Raw genomic sequence first — 25,815 nt, 5'->3', positions numbered from 1 at the left:
ACGTCCCCGCACCGGAGGACGCCTCCGTACCCCTGGACCGGCTGGCGCGGGTGGCGCGTGAGGACCTCGCCGACGTGGTGGGCGAGGAGGCGCTCGCCGAGCGGCGCAGGACCGAGGACCGGGGGGTCGGCCAGGTCATCGACCTGACCGCACACGACGAGACGGAGCCGCTTCCCCTCGGCGAACTGCGCGGCGCGATCAGCTCGTGACGCGGGACTTCGTGACGCGGGGGTGGGCAGGGCACGCCCCACCCACCCGGCCGCGCCGGTCTACTTGTCGATGTCGCCGACGACGAAGAACAGCGACCCCAGGATCGCCACCATGTCGGCGACCTGCGTCCCGGGCAGCAGCTCCGTCAGCGCCTGGATGTTGTTGAACGAGGCGGAGCGGAGCTTCAGCCGGTACGGGGTCTTCTCGCCCTTCGACACCAGGTAGTAGCCGTTGACGCCGAGCGGGTTCTCCGTCCAGGCGTACGTGTGGCCCTCCGGCGCCTTCAGCACCTTCGGCAGCCGCTGGTTGACCGGCCCCGGCGGCAGCTCCACGAGCCGGTCCAGACAGGCGTCGGCCAGCGCCAGCGCGTTGTGCGTCTGCTCCAGCAGGCACTCGAAACGGGCCAGGCAGTCGCCGTCCTCCCGGGTCACCACCGTGAGCACGTCCGCCAGCTCGCCGTACGCCAGGTACGGCTCGTCGCGGCGCAGGTCGAAGTCGACCCCGGAGGCGCGCGCGATCGGCCCCGACACCCCGTACGCGTGCACCGCGTCCCGTGACAGCACCCCGACGCCGCGCGTGCGCCCCCGGAAGATCTCGTTGCCGAGGACCAGCCGGTCGTACACGTCCATCCGCGAGCGCACATCGGCGATCGCGTGCCTGACCCGGCCCGGCCAGCCCGCGGGCAGATCCTCCTTGAGGCCGCCGACCCGGTTGAACATGTAGTGCATCCGGCCGCCGGAGATCTCCTCCATCACCGCCTGGAGCTTCTCGCGCTCCGTGAACGCGTAGAACACCGGGGTGATCCCGCCCAGTTCGAGCGGGTACGAGCCGAGGAACATCAGGTGGTTGAGGACCCGGTTCAGCTCGGCGAGGAGCGTCCTGGTCCAGACGGCGCGCTCGGGGACCTCCATGCCGAGCATCCGCTCGACGGCCATCACCACGCCCAGCTCGTTGGAGAACGCCGACAGCCAGTCGTGGCGGTTGGCGAGCATCACGATCTGCCGGTAGTCACGCGCCTCGAAGAGCTTCTCCGCGCCCCGGTGCATATAGCCGATCACCGGCTCCGCGTGCTGGATCACCTCGCCGTCGAGCACCAGGCGCAGCCGGAGCACCCCGTGGGTGGAGGGGTGCTGCGGACCGATGTTGAGCACCATGTCGGTGCTCTCCGCCGCGCCGCCGATGCCGACCGTCGTCCGGGTGGTCTCCGTCATGGCGACAGTCTCTCAGAGGGGCGCGCAGGCGCCGACGTCAGAGGCCGCACGGCCGGCGCGGCTCGTACGGCTCCTCACGGTCCCCCGTCCCCCACACGTCCCGGGGCGCGATCCCGACGGGCTGCGTCAGCCAGCCGAAGTCCCCGAGACCGCCGCGCGCCGTCAGCTCCGCCGCCTCGCCCGCCCCGGCGAGCGCCCGTACGTACGCCGCCGGGTCCGACGCCGCCAGGGCGAGCGGCGGGCGGTCGCCCCGCACGCCCAGCCGGTGCAGCGCCTCGCGCTGGGTGAGCAGCTCGGCGCCGGGCAGCGGGCAGGCGGCCGCGCACGCGTCCAGCGCCACGTGCGCGGTCAGGTCGCCGGTCCCGTCCGGTACGGGGGCCACCTCCCGGCCCGCGCGGAAGCCGGTGAGCGTGCCGAACGGCGGCCGGGCGCCCCGTACATGCGCGTAGTCCACGGCGACCGCGAGCCCCCGCTCCAGCGTCCCGACCGCCGCCGCCCAGGCCTCGTCGCGGGGGCGGCCGATCTCCGCCCGGGTGCCGGGCCCGGCCGGCGGCCACCAGCGGTCGAGCCAGCGCGCGTCCGGGCCGCCGACCGGACCGCCCAGCACCTCGGAGCCGTCCGGCCGCACCAGGACGTACCGTACGGTCCCGCCGGGATCCGTCCCGGCGATGTCGAGCGGCACATTGTCCAGCCACTCGTTGGCGAAGAGGAGCCCGTGGACCCCGGCCGGCGGCTCCGCGCACCACTCCACGCGCGGGTCGAGCCCCGGCGGACGCGGGGCGCGCTCGACGGCGTACGGATGCACGGTCAGCCCCTCCGGAACCGCCCCCAGCACGCCGGTCAGCAGCTCGCCCCGGCCCGCGCCGACATCGACGAACGCCACCTCGTCGCGGTCGAGCAGCCGCGCGGTCCGCACCAGCAGCCGGGCGACGGCGGCGGCGAAGAGCGGGGAGGCGTGCACCGAGGTACGGAAGTGTCCCGCGGGGCCCTCGGGGCGCAGATAGAAGCCCCCGGGGCCGTACAGCGCCGCCTCCGCCGCCGGGCGCCAGCGCACCGGCCCCGGGTCGCCCGGGGAGCGGGGCCCGCCCCGGGGCCCGTCCACCGATTCACCTGCCGACTTACCCGTCTCATCCGTCACGGCGCCAAGTCTCCACCTTGGGGAGTACGCTTCCGCCGACCGGATCGATCCTCCGGTTGACCCTCAGAGTCATCCGCTTCCCTACGCTGGGTTACGTGCAGCGCTTCTACGAGTTTCTCCGCCGACACCCGAGGGGCGTCGACAGCTTCTGGGCTGTCCTGCTCCTCGGGATCTCGCTGTTGTGGGCGGTCCAGCAGAATCTCGGCGTCGAGCGGCGGCTGGTCGCGATGGCGGTCGCCGTACCGCTGTCCCTGGCCGTGGCGCTGCGGCGGCAGGCGCCCGAGAGAATGCTGGTGCTGGTGGCGGCCGTCGGTGTCGCACAGCTCGCGCTCAACGTGCACCCGGGCCCGGCCGACTTCGCGATGCTGGTCGTCATCTACACCGTCGCCGCGCGGGGCGGGCCGCGCTGGGCCTCCCGGTCCGCCCTGGTCGGCGGCGTGCTCGCCGCGCCGCTGTCACAGGTCCGCTGGTCCACCGGAGAGGGCGGCATCGCCGGCGGGATCTTCTTCACCGTCGTGCTGACGGTGCCGTTCGTGCTGGCCTGGGTGCTGGGCGACTCGATGCGGACCCGCAGCGCCTACTTCGCCCAGCTGGAGGAGCGGGCCACCCGGCTGGAGAAGGAGCGCGAGGCACAGGCCAAGGTGGCGGTCGCCGCCGAACGCGCCAGGATCGCCCGCGAGCTGCACGACGTCGTCGCGCACAACGTGTCGGTGATGGTGGTCCAGGCGGACGGTGCCGCCTATGTCCTGGACGCCGCGCCCGACCAGGCCAAACAGGCCCTGGAGACCATTTCGACCACGGGGCGGCAGGCGCTCGCGGAGATGCGCCGGCTGCTCGGCGTGCTGCGGACCGGCGACGCCAAGGAGAGCGGCGAGTACGTTCCGCAGCCCGACGTCGGGCAGATCGAGGACCTGATCGAGAACGTACGGGCGGCGGGCCTGGCCGTGGACTTCAAGATCGAGGGCACCCCGAGGCCGCTGCCCAGCGGCGTGGAGCTGACCGCGTACCGCATCGTGCAGGAGGCCCTCACCAACTCGCGCAAGCACGGCGGCCCGGACGTCGGGGCCAGCGTCCGGCTCGTCTACTTCGACGACGGGCTCGGCCTGCTCGTCGAGGACGACGGCAGGGGCGCGGCACACGAGCTGTACGAGGACGGCGGCGCCGACGGACGGGGCCACGGCATGATCGGCATGCGGGAGCGGGTCGGTATGGTCGGCGGCACGCTGGACGCGGGCCCGAGGCCGGGCGGCGGCTTCCGGATCAGCGCGCTGCTGCCGCTGAAGGCAGCACACTAGTGTCCGGGCCGGTGTCCTGGCGGCGGCCGCCTGCCCGGTCCCTCCGCACGCCCCGGCCCTCCCGGGCCCCGGACTCCGCCGGACCTCCCCGGACCCGCCGTACCGGCCGGCCCTCTGATGCCCCCTAAGGACAAGGACCCCCGATGTCGATCCGCGTGATGCTCGTCGACGACCAGGTGCTGCTGCGGACCGGCTTCCGTATGGTGCTGGCCGCGCAACCGGACATGGATGTCGTCGCGGAGGCCGGGGACGGCGCCGAGGCGATCGAGAACCTGCGCTCCACCGACGTGGACGTCGTACTCATGGACGTACGGATGCCCCGGCTGGACGGCGTCGAGGCGACCCGCAGGATCTGCGCCGTGCCCGACGCCCCGAAGGTCCTGATCCTCACCACCTTCGACCTCGACGAGTACGCCTTCTCCGGGCTCAAGGCCGGGGCCAGCGGCTTCATGCTGAAGGACGTGCCGCCCGGCGAACTGCTGAACGCGATCCGCGCCGTCCACAGCGGCGACGCGGTCGTCGCGCCGTCCACGACACGGCGCCTCCTCGACCGCTTCGCGCCGATGCTGCCCAGCAGCGGCAAGCCGGAGCACAGGGAACTGGAGCGGCTGACCGACCGGGAGCGCGAGGTCATGATGCTGGTCGCGCAGGGCCTGTCGAACGGTGAGATCGCCGGCCGCCTCGTGCTCTCCGAGGCGACCGTGAAGACGCACGTCGGCCGGATCCTCACCAAGCTCGGGCTGCGCGACCGGGTCCAGGTGGTCGTCCTCGCCTACGAGTCGGGACTGGTCAGGGCAGGTGGCGGGGCGGGCTGACCCGGATGCTGGCCTGGTGGTGGTGTGGGGGTGTGTGTTGTTGGGGGAGTCCGGTGACATCGTTGACTTCCTCCCCCTCGTGAACGAGGGGGATTCCTACGGCTCGCGCCGTGGGGGTTTCTGCTTCATCGCCGACCGCCCCGTCCGGGAGGACTCCCGTTGAGGTCTTACACCGGCTCCACAGACGGACACCGCCAGCCCGGCGGCCAGAATGTTCTTCGCGGCATTCACGTCCCGGTCGTGGACCACGCCGCACTCACACGTCCATGTACGGACGTTGAGCGGCAGCTTCGCACGGATCGTGCCGCAGGCACCGCACAGTTTCGAGCTGGGGAACCAGCGGTCGACGACCACGAGTTCCCGCCCGTACCAGGCGGTCTTGTACTCCAGCATGGACCGCATGTCGCTCCACGCCGCGTCGGACACGGCGCGGGCGAGCTTGTGGTTCCTGACCATGTTGCGGACGGTGAGGTCCTCGATCACGACCGTTTGGTTCTCACGGACGAGCCGGGTGGTCAGCTTCTCGATCACGACCGTTTGGTTCTCACGGACGAGCCGGGTGGTCAGCTTGTGGAGGAAGTCCCGGCGCCGGTCGGCGATCCGGGCGTGGACACGGGCGACCTTACGGCGGGCCTTGGCCCGGTTGGCCCCGTCGCCCTTGTCCTTGCGGGACAGTTCCCGCTGGGCCCTGGCGAGCCGGGCCCGGTCCTTTCGCTCGTGCCTCGGGTTGGCGATCTTCTCACCGGTGGAGAGCGTCACCAGGGACGTGATCCCCGCGTCGATGCCGACCGCGTTCGCGGTGGGCGGGGCCGGGACGATCGTGTCCTCGCAGAGCATCGACACGAACCAGCGTCCGGCCGCGTCCTGGGACACGGTCACCGTGGACGGCGTGGCGCCTTCCGGCAGCGGCCGGGACCACGCGATGCGCAGCGGCTCCGCCATCTTGGCGAGGGTCAGCCTTCCCTCGCGGAAGCGGAAGCCGCTGGTGGTGTACTCCGCGCTCCTGCGGGACTTCTTCCGCGACTTGAAGCGCGGGTACTTCGCCCGCTTGCCGAAGAAGTTGGTGAACGCCACCTGCAAGTGCCGCAGAGCCTGCTGGAGCGGGACGCTGGACACCTCGTTGAGGTAGGCCAGTTCCCCGGTCCTCTTCCACGCGGTCAGCATCGCGGAGGTCTGGTTGTAGTTGACCCGTTCCTGTCGCGTCCACGCCTCGGTACGGGCGTTGAGCGCCATGTTGTAGACCTTCCGCACGCATCCGAAGGTGCGCGACAGCTCAGCCGCCTGCGCGTCCGTCGGATAGAAGCGGTACTTGAACGCCCGCTTCACATGGTTTCCGGTCACGCTCACAAACTAGCGCCGGCGTCGGAGCACGGTGATTCGCCCTGGCGGCGCATCCCAGCTCCTTGCCCCCGCTCCGCAGGAGTCCGATTCCTCCCCGGCCTGAAGGCCGGGGTTTCCTCGGAGGCGGCCGAACGCACGATCCGGGAGTACCGCCGTACGCACCGGGCCGCCCCGCACACCGCCTGGTACACCCGGCTCCCGCGCCTGCCCCGCAGGGGCTCACCACGGGGGGCCGCCACCCGGTGACGCCGGCCCGTGACGCCGCCCCGGCGGCTACCCACCGGCGGCTACCCACCGTCACACCGTCGCGTCCGGCCGCCGTCCATTCCGCTTTCCGGCCGCCACCTCCTCGTCCCGCCTCTCCTGTTCCTCCCGTACGCGGTCCACGAAGTCCCCGACCGCCGCCCGTATGTCCCCCGCCGACCACTCCAGACCCGGCCGCGTCACGGTCACCTCCGTGAACGAGACCCCCGGCGGCCCGGCGGGCGCCGGGTGCCAGGCACGGAACAGCGTCACCTCCGTCTCCTCGGCCTGCCGCACCGCCGCTTCGTTCAGCACCTCGGGCGCGTACGGCAGCCACACCTGGAACTGATGGGTGTGCGGCGGCTCGGGGTGGACGCGGAACCACGGCACCGGCGCCGCGGCCAGGCTCTCCGCCAGCGCCCCGGCCACCACGCGCGCGTGTGCGACGTACGAGGGCAGACGGGGCAGCTCGCGCTCCAGCCCCAGCAGCGCCGACAGGGCGGCCGGGAACTGCTGGAAGAGCTGGCCGCCGTAGCGGTGGCGCCAGGTGCGCGCCTCCTCCACCAGCTCCTCGGGGCCTGCCAGCGCCGCGCCCGACAGGCCGTCCAGGGACTTGTAGAAGGACACGTACACGCTGTCCGCCAGGCCGGCGACCTCGGCGAGCGGGCGCCCGAAGTGCGTGGCGCTCTCCCACAGGCGCGCGCCGTCGAAATGCACCACCGCGTCCCGCTCGCGCGCCGCCTCCACGACCGCGGTCAACTCCTCCCAGGAAGGGAGGACGAAGCCCGCGTCCCGCAGCGGCAGCTCCAGCATCAGCGCCCCGAAGGGCTCGGCCAGCTCCCGTATCTCCCGCGCGGTCGGCAGCCGCGGCTCCGTCGTCGGACGGACCGTGAGCAGCCCGCTCACGGCCGACAGCGCGTCACGCTCATGGACCTCCGGGTGGGCCAGCGGATGCAGCGCCACCGTGCGGTTGCCCGTACGCCCCGCCCAGCACCGCAGCGCCACCTGCTGCGCCATCGTCCCCGAGGGGAAGAACACGGCGGCCGGGAAGCCGAGCAGTCCTGCCACCCGCCGCTCCAGCTCGGCGACGACCCCGTCCCCGTACATGTCCGCGTCCTCGTCCAGGTCGTGCACCTCGCCCGCGTCCGCCGCGAGGGCCGCCAGCCGCTCGCGCAGCCGCAGATCCATGGCGGGGCGCGCCAGCGCGCGACTCGACGCCCGCCACGCGGCCCGCCTCCGCCGCCGGGCGCCCTCGGCCGCCTCCGCCGCCCCGGCCGGAGGCCCGCTCTCCTCGGCCACCGGTCCGCTCTCCTCGGCCGCTCCGGCCGCCCCGCTCGTCTCGTTCATGCGCCGATCATCGCCCACGCCGCGCCCGCCTCGGCCGGCCCTGTGGATATCGCCCACAGCCTGTGGACAACTCGGGTGCCGGTACGAAACGCTGGCGTAGCATGGCGAGAAATCGTCCGGTACCCCCTGCGGACTGGAACGGAAGGCCCTCGCGTGAACGCATCAGCTCAAGAGTCCTTCGATCCCCGGGACCGCCCGGCCCGGCTCACGGTCGGCGTCGTCGGGGCGGGCCGCGTCGGACCGGCGCTCGCCGCGTCCCTCCAGCTCGCCGGGCACCGCCCGGTCGCCGTCTCGGGTGTCTCGGACGCCTCCGTACGGCGGGCGGGCGCCCTGCTCCCCGACATCCCGCTGGTCACCCCGGCCGAGGTGCTGGCCCGCGCCGAGCTCGTCCTGCTGACCGTTCCCGACGACGCGCTGCCCGGGCTGGTCGAAGGGCTGGCCGAGACCGGTGCCGTACGGCCGGGACAGCTCCTCGTCCACACCTCGGGGCGGTACGGCACGCAGGTCCTCGACCCGGCGCTGCGGGCCGGCGCCCTGCCGCTCGCCCTGCACCCCGCGATGACCTTCACCGGCACCTCCGTGGACGTCCAGCGGCTGGCGGGCTGCTCGTTCGGGGTCACCGCGCCGGAGGAGCTGCGGCTGGCCGCCGAGGCGCTGGTCATCGAGATGGGCGGCGAGCCCGAGTGGATCGCGGAGGAGGCCCGTCCGCTCTACCACGCGGCCCTCGCCCTGGGCGCCAATCACCTGGTCACGCTGGTGGCGCAGGCCATGGAACTGCTCCGCGCGGCCGGAGTCGCCGCCCCCGACCGGATGCTCGGGCCGCTGCTCGGCGCGGCCCTGGACAACGCGCTGCGCTCCGGCGACGCGGCCCTGACCGGACCCGTGGCACGCGGCGACGCGGGCACGGTCGCCGCGCATGTCGCCGAGTTGCGCACGCACGCGCCCGGTGCCGTCGCGGGCTACCTCGCGATGGCCCGTACGACCGCGGACCGGGCGCTCGCGCACGGCCTGCTCAAGCCGGAGCTGGCGGAGGACCTGCTCGACGTGCTCGCGGGCGGCGACAGCCTCGGGGACACCCGCGGCGGCGCGGGAGGCACCCGATGAGCGTGATCAGCCCCGCCGACCCGACGGCGGAAGAGCCCGGCCGGACGGAATACCCCGGCCGGACGGAGAAGCCGGGCCGGACGGAGAAGCCGGGCCGAACCGAAGAGCCCGCCCGAGCCGGAGAGACCAGTGAGACCGGAGAGACGGACCTCATGAGCACAGAGCCCGCGAGCACGGATCCCGCGCGTACGGATCCCGCGAGCACGGCCCCCAAGGGCCTTGAACTCGCCGCCACGCGCGCGGAACTCGACCGCGTCCTGGACCGCCGCGCCCCCGGCGCCCGGATCGGCGTCGCGTTGACGATGGGGGCGCTCCACGAAGGCCACGCGACGCTCGTACGGGCCGCCCGCACCCGGGTCGGCCCCGGGGGCCTGGTCGTGGTCACCGTCTTCGTCAACCCGCTCCAGTTCGGCGCGGGGGAGGACCTGGACCGCTATCCGCGCACCCTCGACGCCGATCTGAAGGTCGCGCGGGAGGCCGGCGCCGATGTCGTCTTCGCGCCGGGCGCCGAAGAGGTCTACCCGGACGGCGCCCCCCAGATCACCCTCTCCGCGGGCCCCATGGGCGAGCACTTCGAAGGCGCCTCACGCCCCGGCCACTTCGACGGCATGCTCACCGTCGTCGCCAAGCTCCTCCACCTCACCCGCGCCGACGTCACCTTCTTCGGCCTCAAGGACGCCCAACAGCTCGCCCTGGTCCGCCGGATGGCCCGCGACCTGAACTTCCCGGTCGAGATCGTCGGCGTACCGACGGTCCGTGAGGACGACGGCCTCGCGCTCTCCAGCCGCAACCGCTACCTGTCCGTGGCCGAGCGCCGTACCGCACTGGCGCTCTCCCGGGCCCTGTTCGCCGCCCGCGACCGCCTCGCCGCCCAGCACGCGCTGCGCGCCCGCGCCGCGTCCGCCCCGGCGCCCGGCGCCCGCGCCGCCCGTCTCTCCGCCCTCGGCGAGGCCCGCCTCGCGGCCGACGCCCACGCGGTGGCCGCCGCCGGTACGCCGGGCACGCCGGATTCCGCCGGGACCGCGGCGGGCGGCGCCGGCGCCCCGGGCCGGCCCTGCGGGGCCGACGCCGTGCGGGCCGCCGCCCGGGCCGTCCTCGACGAGGCGTCCCGCGCCGTGCCACCGCTGGAGCTCGACTACCTCGCCCTCGTGGACCCCGCCGACTTCACCGAGGTCCCCGACGGCTACACCGGTGAGGCGGTCCTCGCCGTCGCCGCGAGGGTCGGCACCACCCGGCTGATCGACAACATCCCCCTGACCTTCGGAGCTCCCCAGTGACCGGACGCCCGACCGGACCCGGAAACCCGACGAGAACCGGAATCCCGACGAGAAGCGGAATCCCGACCGGCCCCGGATACCCGACCGGAACCGGAATACGGCTGACCGCCCCCGCCCCCGGCTGGGCCGTCGACGCCGATGTGGTCGTGGTCGGCTCCGGCGTCGCCGGTCTCACCACGGCCCTGCGCTGCACCGCCGCCGGCCTCCGTACCGTCGTCGTCACCAAGGCCAGGCTGGACGACGGCTCCACCCGCTGGGCGCAGGGCGGCATAGCCGCCGCCCTCGGCGAGGGCGACACCCCCGAGCAGCATCTCGACGACACGCTCGTCGCCGGCGCCGGGCTCTGCGACGAGGAGGCGGTACGCACCCTGGTCACCGAGGGCCCGGCCGCCGTACGGCGCCTCATCGACACCGGCGCGCACTTCGACACCTCGGCCGAGGGCGGGCTCCAGCTCACCCGCGAGGGCGGCCACCACCGCCGCCGTATCGCCCACGCGGGCGGCGACGCGACCGGCGCCGAGATCTCCCGCGCCCTGGTCGGGGCCGTCCGCGACTCCGCGCTCCGCACCGTGGAGAACGCGCTCGTGCTGGACCTCCTGACCGACGAACAGGGCCGTACGTCGGGCGTCACCCTCCATGTCATGGGCGAGGGGCAGCACGACGGAGTGGGCGCCGTCCATGCCCCCGCAGTGGTCCTCGCCACCGGCGGGATGGGCCAGGTCTTCTCCGCGACGACCAACCCGGCCGTCTCCACCGGCGACGGCGTGGCGCTGGCGCTGCGGGCCGGCGCCGAGGTCTCCGACCTGGAGTTCGTGCAGTTCCACCCGACGGTGCTGTTCCTCGGCGCCGGGGCCGAGGGCCAGCAGCCGCTGGTCTCGGAGGCGGTACGGGGCGAGGGCGCCCACCTCGTCGACGCCGGCGGCGTCCGCTTCATGCTCGACCAGCACGAACTGGCGGAGCTGGCCCCCCGCGACATCGTGGCCAAGGCGATCATGCGCCGGATGCGGGAACAGGGCGCCGATCACATGTATCTCGACGCGCGGCACTTCGGCGCGGAGATGTGGGAGACCCGCTTCCCGACCATCCTCGCCGCCTGCCGCTCCCACGGGATCGACCCGGTGACCGAGCCGATCCCGGTGGCACCCGCCGCCCACTACGCCTCCGGCGGGATCCGTACGGACCTGCGCGGCCGTACGACGGTCCCGGGCCTGTACGCGAGCGGCGAGGCGGCCTGTACGGGGGTCCACGGAGCCAACCGGCTTGCTTCCAACTCCCTCCTGGAGGGCCTGGTCTTCGCGGAGCGCATCGCTGCCGACATCGCGGACGGCGTCGCTGACGACATCGCGGACGGCGCCGCCGACGGCATCACGGCCGGGCCCGCGCAGCCCCGGGACCCGGCCCGGCGCGGGCCCGCCGAGGCCCCCGCCGTCCCCGTCGAACCGGCCGGCACGCTCCACGTCCCGCTGATCGCCCCCGAGGCCCGCGTCGGCATCCAGCGCGTCATGTCCCAGGGCGCCGGAGTGCTCCGGTCGGCCGCGAGCCTCCGGGCCGCCGCGACGGCCCTGGAGGCCGTGTCCCAGCACGCGCTGAGCCCCGAGTCCGCCCCCGCCGCCGCCCCGGCCGGCGAGACCCCCGGCGAGATCCCCGACGCGACCTCCGGCAAGGCCGCCGTCCCGGGCGTGGACGCCTGGGAGACGACGAACCTCCTCTGCGTCGCGCGGGTCCTGGTCGCCACCGCCCTGGAGCGCGAGGAGACCCGCGGCTGCCACTGGCGCGAGGACCACCCCGAGCGCGACGACACCGACTGGCGCGCCCATCTCGTCGTCCGGCTCGACCCCGACCGCGGTCCGGTGCTGCGCCGTACCCCGACAGCGGCCTTCCCGCCCGTCGCCCCCCCGTACCTCCCCGCCGAACCTCCTTCCCACGTCGCCCCGTCCGGCGCCGCCCCCGCCGTCGCCCCGGATTCCGACGTACCCCCACGCCCAGCCAACGCCCCCAGGGAGCCGTAACCGTGAGCACGCCCGAAGTCAGTCCGCGCCCCGAGCCCGTGGACGTACCGCTCATCCAGATCGGCGCCCCCGCCGAGGCCACCACCGGCGGCTGCGGTGACCACTGCGGCTGCGGCGGCGAGGACGGATACGCCCTCGACGGCTCGGACGGCCTGGAGTGCGGTCTCGACCCCGCCCTCGCCCAGCTCCTCGCCGACGCCGGTCTCGACCCCGTCCAGGTCGAGGACATCGCCCATGTCGCCATCGAGGAGGACCTCGACCGCGGCGTGGACGTGACGACCGTCGCGACCGTCCCCGAGGACGCCGTCGCCACCGCCGACTTCACCGCCCGGGAGAGCGGCACGGTCGCCGGGCTGCACATCGCGGAGGCCGTCCTCTCCCTCGTCTGCACGGAGGCGTTCGAGGTCGAGCGGCACGTCCTGGACGGCGACCGCGTCGCGGCCGGCCAGAAGCTGCTCAGCGTCACCGCCCGCACCCGTGACCTGCTCACCGCCGAGCGCAGCGCGCTCAACCTCCTCTGCCGCCTCTCCGGTATCGCGACCGCCACCCGCGCCTGGGCCGACGCGCTCGAAGGCACCGGCGCCAGGGTCCGCGACACCCGTAAGACCACCCCGGGGCTGCGCGCGCTGGAGAAGTACGCGGTGCGGTGCGGCGGTGGCGTCAACCACCGGATGTCGCTCTCCGACGCCGCCCTGGTGAAGGACAACCACGTCGTCGCGGCGGGCGGTGTCGCCGCGGCGTTCAAGGCCGTACGGGCCACCCTGGAGGAAAGGGGCACGCCCGACCTGCCCGTCGAGGTGGAGGTCGACACCCTGCACCAGGTGCGGGAGGTCCTGGACGCGGGCGCCGATCTGATCCTCCTGGACAACTTCACCCCGGCCGAGACCTCCGAGGCCGTCGGCATCGTCGCGGGCCGCGCCGTCCTGGAGTCCTCGGGACGGCTCACGCTCGCCAACGCGCGGGCCTACGCGGACACGGGTGTCGACTTCCTCGCGGTCGGCGCGCTGACGCACTCCTCCCCGATCCTCGACATCGGCCTGGACCTGCGCGAGGTCGGCGCCTGATGCTGCTCACCATCGACGTGGGCAACACCCACACCGTCCTCGGCCTGTTCGACGGCGAGGAGATCGTCGAGCACTGGCGCATCTCCACGGACGCCCGTCGCACCGCCGACGAACTCGCCGTCCTCCTCCAGGGCCTGATGGGCATGCACCCGCTCCTCGGAGAGGAACTGGGCGACGGCATCGAGGGCATCGCCATCTGTTCGACGGTCCCCTCCGTCCTGCACGAACTGCGCGAGGTGACCCGCCGCTACTACGGCGACGTGCCCGCCGTCCTCGTGGAGCCCGGCATCAAGACGGGCGTGCCGATCCTGATGGACAACCCGAAGGAGGTCGGCGCGGACCGCATCATCAACGCGGTCGCGGCGGTCGAGCTGTACGGCGGCCCCGCCATCGTCGTCGACTTCGGTACGGCGACGACCTTCGACGCGGTCAGCGTGCGCGGCGAGTACACGGGCGGGGTCATCGCCCCCGGCATCGAGATCTCGGTCGAGGCGCTCGGCGTCAAGGGCGCGCAGCTCCGCAAGATCGAGCTGGCCCGGCCGCGCAGCGTGATCGGCAAGAACACCGTCGAGGCGATGCAGTCGGGCATCCTGTACGGCTTCGCGGGCCAGGTCGACGGCGTGGTGTCGCGCATGGCGCGCGAGCTGTCCGACGACCCGGAAGAGGTGACGGTCATCGCGACCGGCGGCCTCGCGCCGATGGTCCTCGGCGAGGCGTCCGTGATCGACGAGCACGAGCCGTGGCTGACCCTGATCGGCCTGCGCCTGGTGTACGAACGCAACGTCTCCCGCATGTGACCCGCCGGGGCGCTCCGGGCGGGGCACGGGTCGGGCGCCCTGACCGCGCGGAGCACGGCCCCGGCCACTCCGGCGTTTTTTACGGGGCCGCCGTACCGCTCTCCGGGCCCGTGAGGGCGGCTCACGGACCCGGAGAAGCCCCTTGCGCGGCCTGGTGGCGCGCGTACCGCGGCCGGGCACGCCCGGAGAGGGGTATTAAGCGGATTTTGTCCCTTTGGCGCGTACTGTCGCCCCCATGCCCACGCCCTACGGATCCCGCGGCGGCATGGCGTTCGGCGCTGACGAGCTCTGTGTGCTCCGACGCGCCCTCGCCGCCGCCCTGCACCCCGCCCCGCTCCCGCGCGAAGACGTCCAGGACTGCCTGCGCCTCGCCGAGTCCGTGGACGAGGCGGTACGCGAGGCGGGGCGCATGCGGGCGTTCCTGGTCGCCGATCTGGCCCGGTACCGGCAGGCGCTCCCCGGCTCCGTCTCCGGTTATCTCGAACTGCTCCAGGACGCCCTGGCCACCGGCTACCCGCCGGGCCCCGACGATCTCGCCGCGCTGCGCGCACTGCGGGGCAATCGGGCCGCCGCGGCCCTGCTCGACCACTGCCGGCGGCTCGCCGAGCGCTCGGTACGCGCCCGATTCGCGGGGGTGGGCGCCCCTCGCCGTACGGTCCCGGCGGCCCCCGCGCCCCGCACCCGGCTGCTGGCGCTGCCCGGCGGCCGGGCGGCCGACGAACCGGCGCACGCCCGCGAACCCCGTAAACCCGCCAAGCCTGCCGAGCCCGGCAAGCCCGCGAAACCCGCCGAGCATCCCGAGCCGGCCAAGCCCGCCAAGCCCTCTGGGCCCGCCGAACCCCGGCGCCCCGCCGAGCCCGCCGAGCCGCGTCGCCCCGCGCCGGACAAGCCGATGCCCAAGCCGTCCGAGGTCTTTCCGCCGCGCCGCAGACCCGCGCCCCCGCCGGAACGGCTCGCCGCCGGATAGCTACTCTGGACGGCATGGACTACGTCTCCGCGCTGCTGCCCCCCGTGGTCATGGCCACGTTCTTCACCCTCCTGGTCAGGACGATCGTCAAGAGCCAGGGCGGCCCCAACAAGGCCAAGGAGGACGCGGCGGTCGACGCGGCCCTGGCCCGTGCGGAGGCCGCCAGGACGGGCGCCGCCCCGGACGCCCGCGGCGCCTGAGCGACTTCCGGAGTCACCGGCCTCCGGGGCTGCCCCCCTGTTCTCCCGGGCCGCAGATCCATCGCTCCGTCGGACGTACGACCGGAACCCGGTCGTACGTCCTTTTTGTCACGTCAATAACCGGCCATTCGGGCATCTCGTACTACGGTGGCCGGGTGCCCCGTCAATTGGGAGACCTGGAAGACGCCGTCATGACACGCGTCTGGCAATGGAACCGTCCGGTCACCGTCAGGGAAGTCCTCGAAGACCTTCAGCGGGAACGGTCCATCGCCTACACCACCGTCATGACCGTAATGGACAATCTCCATCAGAAGGGCTGGGTGCGCCGGGAAGTGGACGGCCGTGCCTATCGATATACGGCGGTCTCCACCCGCGCCGCGTACGCGGCGGCACTGATGAACGAAGCCTGGTCGAAGAGTGACAACCCGGCCGCCGCCCTTGTCGCCTTCTTCGGCATGATGTCGGCCGAGCAGCGCCGGGCCCTTGAGGACGCCGTCCGTATGGTCCGTGTGGGCGGCGCGGACACACCGGATGTCCCGGAAGCCCTCACGGTCCCCGAAGGCGCCGAAGTCCCCGGAGCCGCCGCGGCTGCCGAAGCCCCGGAAGCGGGGGAGGAGGGCCGGCCGGGAGAGGGCGGCGACGAGGGTTCCGGACCGGGGCGATAGCGTCCGGTCATGCCCTCAGTGCCTCCCGATACCGTGCCGCCCGTTCCCAATGCCGAAGCAAATGCCCTCACCGTACGGCGGGCCAGGACCAGGGACGTACCGGCGGTCCGGCGTCTCGTGGACGCTTACGTGAGCGAAGGCATCCTGCTCGACAAAGCGCCGGTGACGCTTTACGAGGACATCCAGGAGTTCTGGGTCGCGGAACGCGACGCGGACGCGACCGTCATCGGCTGCGGTGCCTTGCACGTGATGTGGGAAGACCTTGCCGAAGTGCGCACACTGGCCGTTGATCCTGCGGTCAAGGGGGTCGGTGCCGGACATCTTCTGCTGGACAAGTTGCTGGAGACGGCCCGCTGGCTCGGAGTGCGCCGGGTATTCTGCCTGACCTTCGAAGTCGAGTTCTTCGCGAAGCGGGGCTTCGTGGAGATCGGCGAGACGCCGGTCGGCCGAGATGTGTACCGAGAGCTGCTCCGTTCCTATGACGAGGGTGTTGCCGAGTTCCTCGGTCTCGAACGGGTGAAGCCGAACACCTTGGGCAACAGCCGGATGCTTCTGCATCTGTGATCGTCCGACTCCGCAGCGCTCTATGTCCGAATCGCGTACGTTTCCCGTCCTGTTGCGTCTGTGAACCTCTCCCGGGGGTTTGTGTTTTCCTGAGAAAAGCGGTTTCCTTTCCGCGTACTGCATTTTCGATGAAAGGAAATCCGGTGGCACAGAAGGTTCAGGTCCTTCTTGTCGATGACCTCGACGGCGGCGAGGCGGACGAGACCGTGACGTTCGCTCTGGACGGCAAGACCTACGAGATCGACCTCACCACGGCCAATGCGGACAAGCTGCGGGGTCTCCTCGATCCGTACACCAAGGGTGGCCGGCGTACCGGCGGCCGTGCCGCGGGCAGCCGTGGCAAGGGGCGCCTGGCGGCCGGTGGCAACAAGGACACCGCTGAAATCCGCAAGTGGGCGAAGGAGAACGGCTACAGCGTCAACGACCGCGGCCGTGTTCCCGCCGAGATCCGCGAGGCCTACGAGAAGGCCAACGGCTGAGTATTCGTACGGAACATATTTCCGCGCAGCAAGCGGGCCCGGTGGCACTCGGTGGCCGCCGCGTCCACGAGCCGTACGAGATCGGGGGCACCCCCACCACTGCCCCCGTTGCCGTCGCCCCGCCCGGAGAGGGTGAGGGCCGGCAGCGTCGGCTCCACCTCGCGTCCCGGCACGGGGGGCCGCAGCCATACGGCGGCCCCTTGCGCGGTGGCACCGCCGGCCCGCCGCGGGGGAGCGGGGGACCGTACGGGCACGGTCCCGGCCACGGGTGCAGCCGCAGGCGCCGCAACGGGCACGGCCCCGGGTACGGCAACCGGTGCCACGGCCGGTACGGGGGCGGTCATCCGTCCGCCGGCGCCGAGCGCCGCCAGCCCCAGGGCGATCCCGCCCCAGTCCAGCCAGTCGAGCAGGCCGGGCAACTCGTCCGCGCTCCCCTCGGCCACCAGCAGCCGCGTGAGGCCACCGCAGCCGCTGAGCGCCACCGGGCCGCACGCCGGGCCGATCCGCCGCAGCAGCGCGGCGCCCGCGTCGGCGGGCAGCTCCAGCACGTCGAAACGGACCCCGGTGACCAGCCGGAGCGGCACCCCGGGCACCCCGGGCGCCGTCGGCCACCCGAGCCCGCCCTCGTACCATTCCGCGTACCGCCGCTCTTCGGACGGCGCGCGGGGAGGCGGAACAGTCGGAGCCATACTCCGGGCAACTCCCTACGCCCGCCCAGGGTTACGCTGAGTCGCCACCTCGTTGCCCACAGTTCCCGATTCGGGGGCGTGCGGGCGCGTTCAGGAGCGCAAGGGTGTTCGCCCGTAGCGGAGGGAACCGGGGCGCGCCGCATGGAGTGTCAGTGCTTGCGGGTAAGACATTCCTAGTGGGAAGGGGCGACACGCGGTTCAGGACGCCTCACGTTCGCCATCGGCGTAGTGATGCGAGGGGTATCTGCCTGGCCTGCGGGAACATCGTCTCGCACCATCGGGTTGAAGCTGTTGTCCGGCGTTCGGGGCTGGGAGCCTGGGACAGGTAGTCGGCAGTTGGAATGAGCGGTCCCCGCTTGCGGGACTAAGCTGCGGAAGGACAGGGAGGGGACCGACCCCTTTACTGCCTGACCGCTCTGAGGAGCGATTAACGATGTTCGAGAGGTTCACCGACCGCGCGCGGCGGGTTGTCGTCCTGGCTCAGGAAGAAGCCCGGATGCTCAACCACAACTACATCGGCACCGAGCACATCCTCCTGGGCCTTATCCACGAGGGTGAGGGTGTCGCCGCTAAGGCCCTGGAGAGCCTCGGGATTTCGCTCGAGGCGGTCCGCCAGCAGGTGGAGGAGATCATCGGCCAGGGCCAGCAGGCCCCGTCCGGGCACATCCCCTTCACTCCCCGTGCCAAGAAGGTGCTGGAGCTGTCGCTCCGCGAGGCCCTTCAGCTCGGCCACAACTACATCGGCACCGAGCACATCCTGCTCGGCCTGATCCGCGAGGGCGAGGGCGTCGCCGCCCAGGTCCTCGTGAAGCTGGGCGCCGATCTCAACCGGGTGCGGCAGCAGGTCATCCAGTTGCTCTCCGGCTACCAGGGCAAGGAGGCCGCCACAGCGGGCGGTCCTGCCGAGGGCACGCCCTCCACGTCCCTGGTCCTCGACCAGTTCGGCCGGAACCTCACCCAGGCCGCCCGCGAATCCAAGCTCGACCCGGTCATCGGGCGCGAGAAGGAGATCGAGCGGGTCATGCAGGTGCTGTCCCGCCGTACGAAGAACAACCCGGTCCTCATCGGTGAGCCCGGCGTCGGCAAGACGGCGGTCGTCGAGGGACTGGCCCAGGCCATCGTCAAGGGCGAGGTGCCCGAGACCCTCAAGGACAAGCACCTCTACACCCTCGACCTCGGCGCGCTCGTCGCCGGCTCCCGCTACCGCGGTGACTTCGAGGAGCGCCTGAAGAAGGTCCTGAAGGAGATCCGCACCCGCGGCGACATCATCCTGTTCATCGACGAGCTGCACACCCTCGTGGGTGCCGGCGCCGCCGAGGGCGCGATCGACGCCGCCAGCATCCTCAAGCCGATGCTGGCCCGCGGTGAGCTGCAGACCATCGGTGCGACGACGCTCGACGAGTACCGCAAGCACCTGGAGAAGGACGCGGCCCTGGAGCGCCGTTTCCAGCCGATCCAGGTCGCGGAGCCGTCGCTGCCGCACACGATCGAGATCCTGAAGGGGCTGCGCGACCGTTACGAGGCGCATCACCGCGTGTCCATCACGGACTCCGCGCTGGTCGCCGCCGCTACGCTCGCCGACCGCTACATCTCGGACCGCTTCCTGCCGGACAAGGCGATCGACCTGATCGACGAGGCCGGCTCCCGGATGCGCATCCGCCGGATGACCGCGCCGCCGGACCTCCGCGAGTTCGACGAGAAGATCGCCGGAGTCCGCCGCGACAAGGAGTCGGCCATCGACTCCCAGGACTTCGAGAAGGCCGCCTCTCTCCGGGACAAGGAGAAGCAGCTCCTCGCCGCGAAGACCAAGCGGGAGAAGGAGTGGAAGGCCGGCGACATGGACGTCGTCGCCGAGGTGGACGAAGAGCTGATCGCCGAGGTCCTGGCGACGGCCACGGGCATCCCGGTCTTCAAGCTCACGGAGGAGGAGTCCTCGCGGCTGCTCCGCATGGAGGACGAGCTCCACAAGCGCGTCATCGGCCAGAAGGACGCCATCAAGGCGCTCTCCCAGGCGATCCGCCGTACGCGAGCCGGCCTGAAGGACCCGAAGCGCCCCGGCGGCTCGTTCATCTTCGCCGGTCCGTCCGGTGTCGGTAAGACCGAGCTGTCCAAGACGCTCGCCGAATTCCTCTTCGGCGACGAGGACGCGCTGATCGCTCTCGACATGTCGGAGTTCAGCGAGAAGCACACGGTTTCCCGCCTCTTCGGTTCTCCCCCCGGATACGTGGGATACGAAGAGGGCGGCCAGCTCACCGAGAAGGTCCGCAGGAAGCCGTTCTCCGTCGTTCTCTTCGACGAGGTCGAGAAGGCCCACCCCGATATCTTCAATTCCCTTCTCCAGATCCTGGAGGACGGTCGCCTGACCGACTCCCAGGGCCGGGTCGTGGACTTCAAGAACACGGTCATCATCATGACGACCAACCTCGGGACGCGGGACATCTCGAAGGGCTTCAACCTGGGCTTCGCGGCGCAGGGCGACACGAAGACGAACTACGAGCGGATGAAGAACAAGGTCAACGAAGAGCTGAAGCAGCACTTCCGGCCCGAGTTCCTCAACCGTGTCGATGACACGGTCGTCTTCCACCAGCTCACCGAGGAAGACATCATCCAGATCGTCGACCTGATGGTGCACAAGGTGGACGAGCGCCTCAAGGACCGCGACATGGGCCTCGAACTGAGCCCGAGCGCCAAGTCGCTCCTGGCGAAGAAGGGCTACGACCCGGTCCTGGGCGCCCGGCCGCTGCGCCGGACGATCCAGCGGGAGATCGAGGACATCCTCTCCGAGAAGATCCTCTTCGGTGAGCTGCGCCCCGGTCACATCGTGGTCGTCGACACGGAGGGCGAGGGTGACACGAAGAAGTTCACCTTCCGCGGCGAGGAGAAGTCCCCGCTGCCGGACGTCCCCCCGATCGAGCAGGCGGCGGGCGGCGGCCCGAACCTGACGAAGGAGGCGTGACGTCGCGGATACCGCGCGCGTGACGCTGCTGGGCTGAGCGCCTGAGCGCCTGAGCGCTTGAAGGGGCTGCCCCGGACCGTTTTCCACGGGTCCGGGGCAGCCCCTTTTTCCGGCTGCCTTTCCGCACGGCTTACGTGTCCACGGTCAGGCGGTCGCCGAGGGGCTCGGTACCGAGAAGGACGGGCAGGACGCCGGACCGCTTGGACGAGACGGTGATCCGCAGCCCGGGGAGACCGTGCAGGGGCGTGAGATCCAGTTCCTCGCCGTCCGGAGCCAGGGTGTTGAGGGTGAGCTCCGCGAGGGAGGGGAATGCCTCGGTGACATGTTCCAGCCCGGCGTAGTCGGATACGACGTTCAGGTCCAGCCTTCTGATCTGTGGTGCCGACGTGATGCCGTGTCGGTCCTGAGCCAGCCAGGTGCACGAATCGAGACGCAGCCTCACGGCGCGGAGCGCGGTCCACATCCTCAGCGTGGAGAGATCGATCCGCTTCCCGCACACGACATCGAGAACGGCCACGCCGGGATGGGCACGGGGCAGCTTGCGGGTGGAAGGCGCACTCGGGTACCGGAGGAGGAGCATGGTGAGTTCGGGGATATGGCTGACCGGGTCCAGTTGCTCCGGAGTGGCGCCGTGCAGGTTCAGTTCGAGCACCTTGATGTGTGTCTTCCTGAGCGCGGAGAAGTTCGTGAGCGCCGGGCTCTTGAAGATGGTCAGCCGTCTCAGGAGCGGCAGCCGGTGGACGAACGCCAGATGGGTCAGTGTGGTGTTCCCCGAGATGAACAGCTCGCGGATCTCCAGATCGGCCAGATGACGGGCCAGTTGGGAACCCGAGAAGTCCCCTTGGAGCATGAGGCAGCCGAAGGGGCCGAGCTCTTTGAGCAGGCGCAACTGGGCGATGTCGTCCACCGTGATGACCGCCTCTGTGAGCGGCAGGTCGGCGAGCACCTCACGGGCGTACACCTCCACGGGGAAGTTTCTCCAGCCGCTCACCAGTTCGCCCCCAGCGGCCCGGCTCTCATGCCGGGCTAGCTGCTTCGCGTAGGGAATGGCGGCGGCGCCTCCGATGAGGCACAGCAGATCAGCCGTGTACGCGAGGCCGTCAGAGGTCAGATCGGACGGTTCGGGGAGGAGGGGCAGTACGTACTCCCCGAGGGATGCCACCAACTCCACCTCCGCGATGTCCTCGGGCGGGAGCAGCGCGCGGATATGGGCGGCGACCGACTGGCTGACGCCTTCGTCGACCACGACCGTGCCGAGGAGGCAGCGGGCCGCGAGCATGTACAGGGGCGCGCGCTCCGCCCGGTCCGCGGCACCCGCCCCGGTCTTCAGCAACCCCTCGATCAGCTCGCGGACTTCGTGGGGGCGGCAGTGGCCCACCGCCAGCCGGACGGTGTCCTGCCACTGCTCGTTGTGGGCGTTGCGGAGCAACTCCGGGAGCGAGCCGCCTTCCACGAAGGCGCGGGCCGCCAGATAGTCCTGGAACGTCCGGTGGATGAACTGGATCTCGTTGTCGCCGCGTTCCTGGAGGAGACCGCTGCGGTTGAGCAGATGCGTCAGGACCCCTGCCGCCGAACCCTGCTTGCCGACCTGGGGCAGCCGTCGCATCGCCACCTTGATCTGCCGCTCCGCCACCTCGCGGGAGAGCTGCGCCTGTCCGGCTCGTACCAGCCAGACGGCGAGGGTCTGCAGCAGCTCCTGATGCTCCTCGAAACCCATCGTGATGCCGTCCGGGTCGGCGATGCCGCGCTGTCTGTCCCGGGTGCCGAGCAGCATCGCGAGTGTGGAGCGGTACAGCTCCCATCGGGTGTCGGGCAGGAGGCCGCCCCGGCGGCGGTGCAGGGCGCAGATGACGGCGCAGAGCAGCGGGGTCTGGGCGAGGGTGCGCAGGGCGTCGCTCTGGGCGAAACGGGTTCGCAGCTCGGTCTCCAGCGTGAGGAGTTCGGCGCGTTCCCCCTTGGCGCGCTCCTCGTCCGCGTAGGTGTCGCATTCGAGGCGTGCTGCCCGGTGCCAGGCCGTGACGAACGTCTGGATGTCCTCGTCACGCATCGGGAGGAGTTGCAGCTCGTCGAAGCGTCCGGAGCGCAGCCACTCCTCCTCGACGGCGAGCGGGCGCACCGTGGCCAGGCAGCGGGTGGCGGGATAGAGGTCGAGCAGTTCGTTCAGCCAGATCCGGGTGTTCTCGCGCTCCTCGGGAGGCACCTCGTCCACGCCGTCGACAAGGAGGAAGCCCCGCCCGGCCTCCAGTACCCGCCGCGCCCAGCCGGGGGGCGCCTCGTCCGCCAGGATCTGGGCCACGGACGGCAGTTGGGACGGCGTCGGCAGCCCGTTGCCCCGGGCGTGCACCGTGCGCAGGGGGACGACGAAGGGCACCAGGCCGTTGAGGTCGGCCAGCTCCGGGCCCAGGGTGCCGTGGGCCGCGTGGGCCGCGAGCCACCACACCAGGGTGGTCTTGCCCGCGCCCGCCTCGCCGCGCAGGAGGGTCCGGGGGCGGTCCGCCAGAAGGCTGTCGATACGGCTCGGCTGGACCGGGGGCGGCCGGTGCGGCTCCAGCCTGTCCAGGCCGCCCGGCCGCTCCCGTCCGCCCGCCTCCAGGCTCAGATACGCCGTGTCCAGGTCCCAGGTCGACTCGTTCGTGCCCAGCTCGTCGATGCCGAAGATCCGGGTCTTGCGGTAGCGCGCCCTGACGGCTTTCGCGTACCCCTTCTCGAAGCGTTCGTCCTGCGGGTGGGCGTCGGCCAGCGGGGCGATCCGGAACGTGTCACTGACGGGGGCGCCCGCCTCAAGGATCCGGACCATCGGTATGCCCTCCACCCGCAGGTGAGCGCGGTCCCGGGGCACCTCGGTGACGATGCCGAGGAGGACGGCGCCCGCGAAGACCGGGGAGCCGGAGAGGCCCTGGAGAGGGCTGGTGCCGTCCGCGCGGTCCGCCGCAGCCGGGTGGTCCAGTTCACAGACCAGGGCCGAACGGAGCGTGCCGGCCGCCGGGAGGACGGTCGCGCGGTACTGGTCCAATTCCAGGGCGCCGTCGGACCCGTACCGCTGGATGTCCGGGAAGCCGATGATCTCGCAGTGCGGCAGGGGCGCCTCCGTGGCGAGTACGCCGACGCGGAGGCGGCCGAGCGGTGCCGCCGCCTCCGGGGCGAGGACGTCGTGGTCGGTGACGAGCAGGGCCGCGTCCAGGGTGTCGTCGCGCCACTGGACCTCGGCGGGGACGGTGTCCGCACGGCCGGGGTGGGCGATCGCCGTCCTGTCCGTGTCGCCGATCACATGCGCCGCCGTCAGCACGGAGCGCGGGGTCAGCAGTACGCCCGACCCCTGCCGCTCCCCGAGGACCGCGACGCCCCGGGTGACGCTCACCGCGCGCCGCCGAAGCCCGACGTGGAGCCGTGGTCCTCGTTGCCGACCTTCCAGGGCGCGCCGGTGCGGGCGTTCCGGGGCTTCAGGGTGAAGGCGACCTTGTGGGTGTGGCCCGAGGTGCGGGAGGCGTCCGTGCCGGCCTCGACCACCCATGCCTTGACCTTCGCGCCGCCCTTGACCTCCTTGCGCAGCTCCAGGGTGAACTCCATCTGGATGTCGCCGACCTCGAAGGCGACGGGGGCGCCGGCGGCGCGGGTGGCGGCGTCGAGGAGCTGGTCGCGTACGGACTGGATCGCGTCGGCCAGCTCGATGCCGTCGAAGTCGTGGCCGTGGTCGTGGTCGCGCCCGTGGTCGTCGGGGCGGGCGTGGGCCGGTGCGGTCATGGTGGTCCCCCGTGGGCGAAGTTTCTGTTCGTGGAAGCTTCCGAGACTAGGGGGCGCCCCGGGCCTTTGGTCCCGAAACGGACAGCCTTCCTACCCGGTGGCCGTGACAAGGCGCACAGGCGTTTCCGGCGCTACTAGCCGCAATAGTGCGCGAGGCCCGCGGTCGACAGGGAGTCCCAGCTGTGCGGTGGCTGTGTGGGGGACGGGACCGGCGGGGCGTCAAGAGGCCGAGGGCCGGAGGGCGGCGCTACGACGGAATGTCGTAGATGGGGTGTTTTGGGATGCGGGTGGGTCCGGGTTACCAAGGTGTGGCCAGCCCGGCGCGTATGTGCCGGGTCCGTTCATGCCTGGAGGTTCATCCCGTATGTCGCAGCGCAACCTGTCCCGTCTGGCCCGCCCGTCCGCTCTTCGTACCCGTGCCGGCGTTCTGGCTGCCGGACTCGGAGTGACGATGGTGGCCGGAACCGGGGCCGCGTTCGCCGCGACCAGTGGTCACGCCGCCCCGGAGAGCTCCTCGGCCTCGGTCGTGAGCTCGGCCGCCGTCCACCACCAGGCCGCCGTGCAGGCGAAGGCCGCCGACACCGCGCAGAGCAAGGCCGCGGCCGCCGCCAAGCAGGCCGCCTCCTGGACCGACCCCGTCAAGAAGTACACGCTGAGCGCGAAGTTCGGCCGCGGTGGCTCGATGTGGGCGCACAAGCACTCCGGCCAGGACTTCGCCGTGCCGGTCGGCACCGTCGTCCACGCCGCCCACACGGGCACCGTGGTCAAGGCCGGCCCCAACGGCGCCGGTGACGGTCCCGCGTACGGCAACGCGATCGTGATCAAGCACAAGAACGGTACGTACTCGCAGTACGCGCACCTGTCGCAGATCGACGTGCGGATCGGCCAGCCGGTCAAGACGGGGCAGAAGATCGCCCTGTCCGGCAACACCGGCAACTCCAGCGGCCCGCACCTGCACTTCGAGATCCGTACGACGCCGAACTACGGCTCCGGCATCGACCCGGTCCCCTTCCTGCGCTCCGTCGGCGTGAAGGTGTGACACCTGCCTCAGGTGTCACGGCGTCACCGGCGTGACACCCGAGCGCCGGGGGTGACCCCGCACGGGGCCGCGTCTCAGGACGTGGTCCCGTGGTGCGCTTTGGTGATCAGTTCGACGGAGACCTCCAGGATGGCCTCGCGCTTCTCCTCGGGGTCTCCTTCGACGTCTTTGAGGGCCAGCATCCCGGCGTGCATGGTGAAGAGCGCGCTCACGCACCGGACCTGGTCGGTCATGGACGCGTCGGGGTCTCGGAGCAGGTCGAGCAGGCCCATCATGCGGCCCTTGAAGTTCTCCCCGATGCTCAGTTCGCGTACGGTCGCCTGGTTCTCCTGCATGAAGCGGAACATCGGCGCCGCGCTCGCGAGGGCCGCGCCGTAGCGGCGCAGGATCTCCTGCTTGTTCTCCAGCGTCTTCGGGTGCTCGCGGCCCCAGGCGACCAGTTCGTCGACCGGGCGGGTCAGGTCCTGGAAGAGGCTGACCAGGATGTCTTCCTTGGTCTTGAAGTGGTAGTAGAGCGCCGCCTTCGTGACGTCCAGCCGCTCGGCGATCTCCCGCAGCGAGGTCTTCTCGTACCCCTGTTCCGCGAACAGCTCCAGCGCGACGTCCTGGATGCGCTGGCGGGTGTTCCCGCGCCGCGGGTGCTGCGTGCTGCCCATGGGTGCTC

The 25,815-nt window shown here is 71.9% G+C and carries 22 protein-coding genes and 1 pseudogene; 15 read left to right on the top strand and 8 right to left on the bottom strand.

Annotated features, from left to right (window positions below; genetic code table 11):
* Positions 1 to 209: pseudogene (locus tag AB0P17_RS00235) on the top strand (hypothetical protein); the annotation flags it as partial.
* A 60-nt stretch (positions 210 to 269) separates the two neighbouring features.
* Here AB0P17_RS00235 and AB0P17_RS00230 read toward each other — a convergent pair.
* Together AB0P17_RS00230 and AB0P17_RS00225 are read right to left on the bottom strand one after the other, a co-directional pair.
* The gene (locus AB0P17_RS00230; RefSeq protein WP_365806139.1) at positions 270 to 1,421 is read right to left on the bottom strand and encodes an NADH-quinone oxidoreductase subunit D; all 1,152 of its coding nucleotides are present in this window, start codon (positions 1,419 to 1,421) and stop codon (positions 270 to 272) included.
* A gap of 37 nt (positions 1,422 to 1,458) precedes the next feature.
* Positions 1,459 to 2,523: an SAM-dependent methyltransferase gene (locus AB0P17_RS00225; RefSeq protein WP_365806472.1), complete on the bottom strand. Its 1,065-nt coding sequence runs from the start codon at positions 2,521 to 2,523 to the stop codon at positions 1,459 to 1,461.
* A gap of 131 nt (positions 2,524 to 2,654) precedes the next feature.
* Here AB0P17_RS00225 and AB0P17_RS00220 point away from each other — a divergent pair, with 131 nt between their 5' ends.
* Together AB0P17_RS00220 and AB0P17_RS00215 are read left to right on the top strand one after the other, a co-directional pair.
* Positions 2,655 to 3,854, top strand: coding sequence for a sensor histidine kinase (locus AB0P17_RS00220; RefSeq protein WP_365806137.1), 1,200 nt, complete (start codon positions 2,655 to 2,657; stop codon positions 3,852 to 3,854).
* Positions 3,855 to 3,997: 143 nt separating this feature from the next.
* Positions 3,998 to 4,669, top strand: a complete 672-nt coding sequence (locus tag AB0P17_RS00215; protein ID WP_365806135.1) for a response regulator transcription factor — start codon at positions 3,998 to 4,000, stop codon at positions 4,667 to 4,669.
* Positions 4,670 to 4,765: 96 nt separating this feature from the next.
* Here the strand turns inward: AB0P17_RS00215 and AB0P17_RS00210 are convergent, their stop codons facing one another.
* The gene (locus tag AB0P17_RS00210; RefSeq protein ID WP_365806133.1) at positions 4,766 to 6,016 is read right to left on the bottom strand and encodes an RNA-guided endonuclease TnpB family protein; all 1,251 of its coding nucleotides are present in this window, start codon (positions 6,014 to 6,016) and stop codon (positions 4,766 to 4,768) included.
* Positions 6,017 to 6,307: 291 nt separating this feature from the next.
* Positions 6,308 to 7,600 (bottom strand): beta-eliminating lyase-related protein, encoded by a 1,293-nt coding sequence (locus AB0P17_RS00205; protein ID WP_365806132.1) that lies wholly within the window; start codon positions 7,598 to 7,600, stop codon positions 6,308 to 6,310.
* Between the two features lie 153 nt (positions 7,601 to 7,753).
* Here AB0P17_RS00205 and AB0P17_RS00200 point away from each other — a divergent pair, with 153 nt between their 5' ends.
* From AB0P17_RS00200 to AB0P17_RS00155, 10 genes are all read left to right on the top strand, one after another.
* The gene (locus AB0P17_RS00200; protein ID WP_365806130.1) at positions 7,754 to 8,704 is read left to right on the top strand and encodes a DUF2520 domain-containing protein; all 951 of its coding nucleotides are present in this window, start codon (positions 7,754 to 7,756) and stop codon (positions 8,702 to 8,704) included.
* Positions 8,705 to 8,856: 152 nt separating this feature from the next.
* Positions 8,857 to 9,981, top strand: coding sequence for a pantoate--beta-alanine ligase (gene panC, locus AB0P17_RS00195; RefSeq protein WP_365806129.1), 1,125 nt, complete (start codon positions 8,857 to 8,859; stop codon positions 9,979 to 9,981).
* 59 nt (positions 9,982 to 10,040) lie between these two features.
* Complete coding sequence (locus tag AB0P17_RS00190; protein ID WP_365806471.1) at positions 10,041 to 11,990, top strand: L-aspartate oxidase; 1,950 nt, start codon at positions 10,041 to 10,043, stop codon at positions 11,988 to 11,990.
* A 2-nt stretch (positions 11,991 to 11,992) separates the two neighbouring features.
* Positions 11,993 to 13,054 carry a carboxylating nicotinate-nucleotide diphosphorylase gene (gene nadC, locus AB0P17_RS00185; protein ID WP_365806127.1) on the top strand — a complete coding sequence of 354 codons (1,062 nt, stop codon included), beginning with the start codon at positions 11,993 to 11,995 and terminating at the stop codon, positions 13,052 to 13,054.
* Positions 13,054 to 13,851, top strand: coding sequence for a type III pantothenate kinase (locus tag AB0P17_RS00180; RefSeq protein WP_365806125.1), 798 nt, complete (start codon positions 13,054 to 13,056; stop codon positions 13,849 to 13,851). The genes nadC and AB0P17_RS00180 overlap by 1 nt, the downstream gene beginning before the upstream one ends.
* A gap of 265 nt (positions 13,852 to 14,116) precedes the next feature.
* Complete coding sequence (locus tag AB0P17_RS00175) at positions 14,117 to 14,818, top strand: hypothetical protein (protein WP_365806469.1); 702 nt, start codon at positions 14,117 to 14,119, stop codon at positions 14,816 to 14,818.
* Positions 14,819 to 14,832: 14 nt separating this feature from the next.
* Positions 14,833 to 15,018 (top strand): hypothetical protein, encoded by a 186-nt coding sequence (locus AB0P17_RS00170; RefSeq protein WP_365806124.1) that lies wholly within the window; start codon positions 14,833 to 14,835, stop codon positions 15,016 to 15,018.
* Between the two features lie 155 nt (positions 15,019 to 15,173).
* Entirely contained in the window at positions 15,174 to 15,683 is a 510-nt protein-coding gene (locus tag AB0P17_RS00165; RefSeq protein ID WP_365806122.1) for a BlaI/MecI/CopY family transcriptional regulator, read from the top strand.
* A 9-nt stretch (positions 15,684 to 15,692) separates the two neighbouring features.
* Complete coding sequence (locus AB0P17_RS00160; RefSeq protein WP_365806120.1) at positions 15,693 to 16,247, top strand: amino-acid N-acetyltransferase; 555 nt, start codon at positions 15,693 to 15,695, stop codon at positions 16,245 to 16,247.
* A 143-nt stretch (positions 16,248 to 16,390) separates the two neighbouring features.
* On the top strand, positions 16,391 to 16,726 hold the full coding sequence (locus tag AB0P17_RS00155; RefSeq protein WP_365806118.1) for an Lsr2 family protein: 336 nt from the start codon (positions 16,391 to 16,393) through the stop codon (positions 16,724 to 16,726).
* Here AB0P17_RS00155 and AB0P17_RS00150 read toward each other — a convergent pair.
* A complete protein-coding gene (locus AB0P17_RS00150) occupies positions 16,705 to 17,415 on the bottom strand; it encodes an SCO3374 family protein (RefSeq protein WP_365806117.1) in 711 nt (236 codons plus the stop codon). The genes AB0P17_RS00155 and AB0P17_RS00150 overlap by 22 nt on opposite strands.
* Positions 17,416 to 17,848: 433 nt before the next feature.
* Here AB0P17_RS00150 and AB0P17_RS00145 point away from each other — a divergent pair, with 433 nt between their 5' ends.
* Entirely contained in the window at positions 17,849 to 20,371 is a 2,523-nt protein-coding gene (locus AB0P17_RS00145) for an ATP-dependent Clp protease ATP-binding subunit (RefSeq protein ID WP_365806116.1), read from the top strand.
* Positions 20,372 to 20,501: 130 nt separating this feature from the next.
* Here AB0P17_RS00145 and AB0P17_RS00140 read toward each other — a convergent pair whose 3' ends face one another.
* On the bottom strand, positions 20,502 to 23,729 hold the full coding sequence (locus AB0P17_RS00140; protein WP_365806114.1) for an NACHT domain-containing protein: 3,228 nt from the start codon (positions 23,727 to 23,729) through the stop codon (positions 20,502 to 20,504).
* Positions 23,726 to 24,112 (bottom strand): trypco2 family protein, encoded by a 387-nt coding sequence (locus tag AB0P17_RS00135; RefSeq protein ID WP_365806112.1) that lies wholly within the window; start codon positions 24,110 to 24,112, stop codon positions 23,726 to 23,728. Before AB0P17_RS00135 ends, AB0P17_RS00140 begins: the two co-directional genes overlap by 4 nt.
* Positions 24,113 to 24,476: 364 nt before the next feature.
* On the opposite strand from AB0P17_RS00135, the gene AB0P17_RS00130 reads away from it, so the two are divergent.
* Entirely contained in the window at positions 24,477 to 25,151 is a 675-nt protein-coding gene (locus tag AB0P17_RS00130) for a M23 family metallopeptidase (RefSeq protein ID WP_365806110.1), read from the top strand.
* Between the two features lie 74 nt (positions 25,152 to 25,225).
* On the opposite strand, the gene AB0P17_RS00125 is transcribed toward AB0P17_RS00130, so the two are convergent.
* Positions 25,226 to 25,807 carry a helix-turn-helix domain-containing protein gene (locus AB0P17_RS00125; RefSeq protein WP_365806109.1) on the bottom strand — a complete coding sequence of 194 codons (582 nt, stop codon included), beginning with the start codon at positions 25,805 to 25,807 and terminating at the stop codon, positions 25,226 to 25,228.
* Between the last annotated feature and the right edge of the window lie 8 nt (positions 25,808 to 25,815).

It is taken from the genome of Streptomyces sp. NPDC088124, assembly GCF_040685895.1.
Classification (GTDB): Bacteria; Actinomycetota; Actinomycetes; order Streptomycetales; family Streptomycetaceae; genus Streptomyces.
This window is presented reverse-complemented; position numbering and strand designations above follow the sequence as displayed.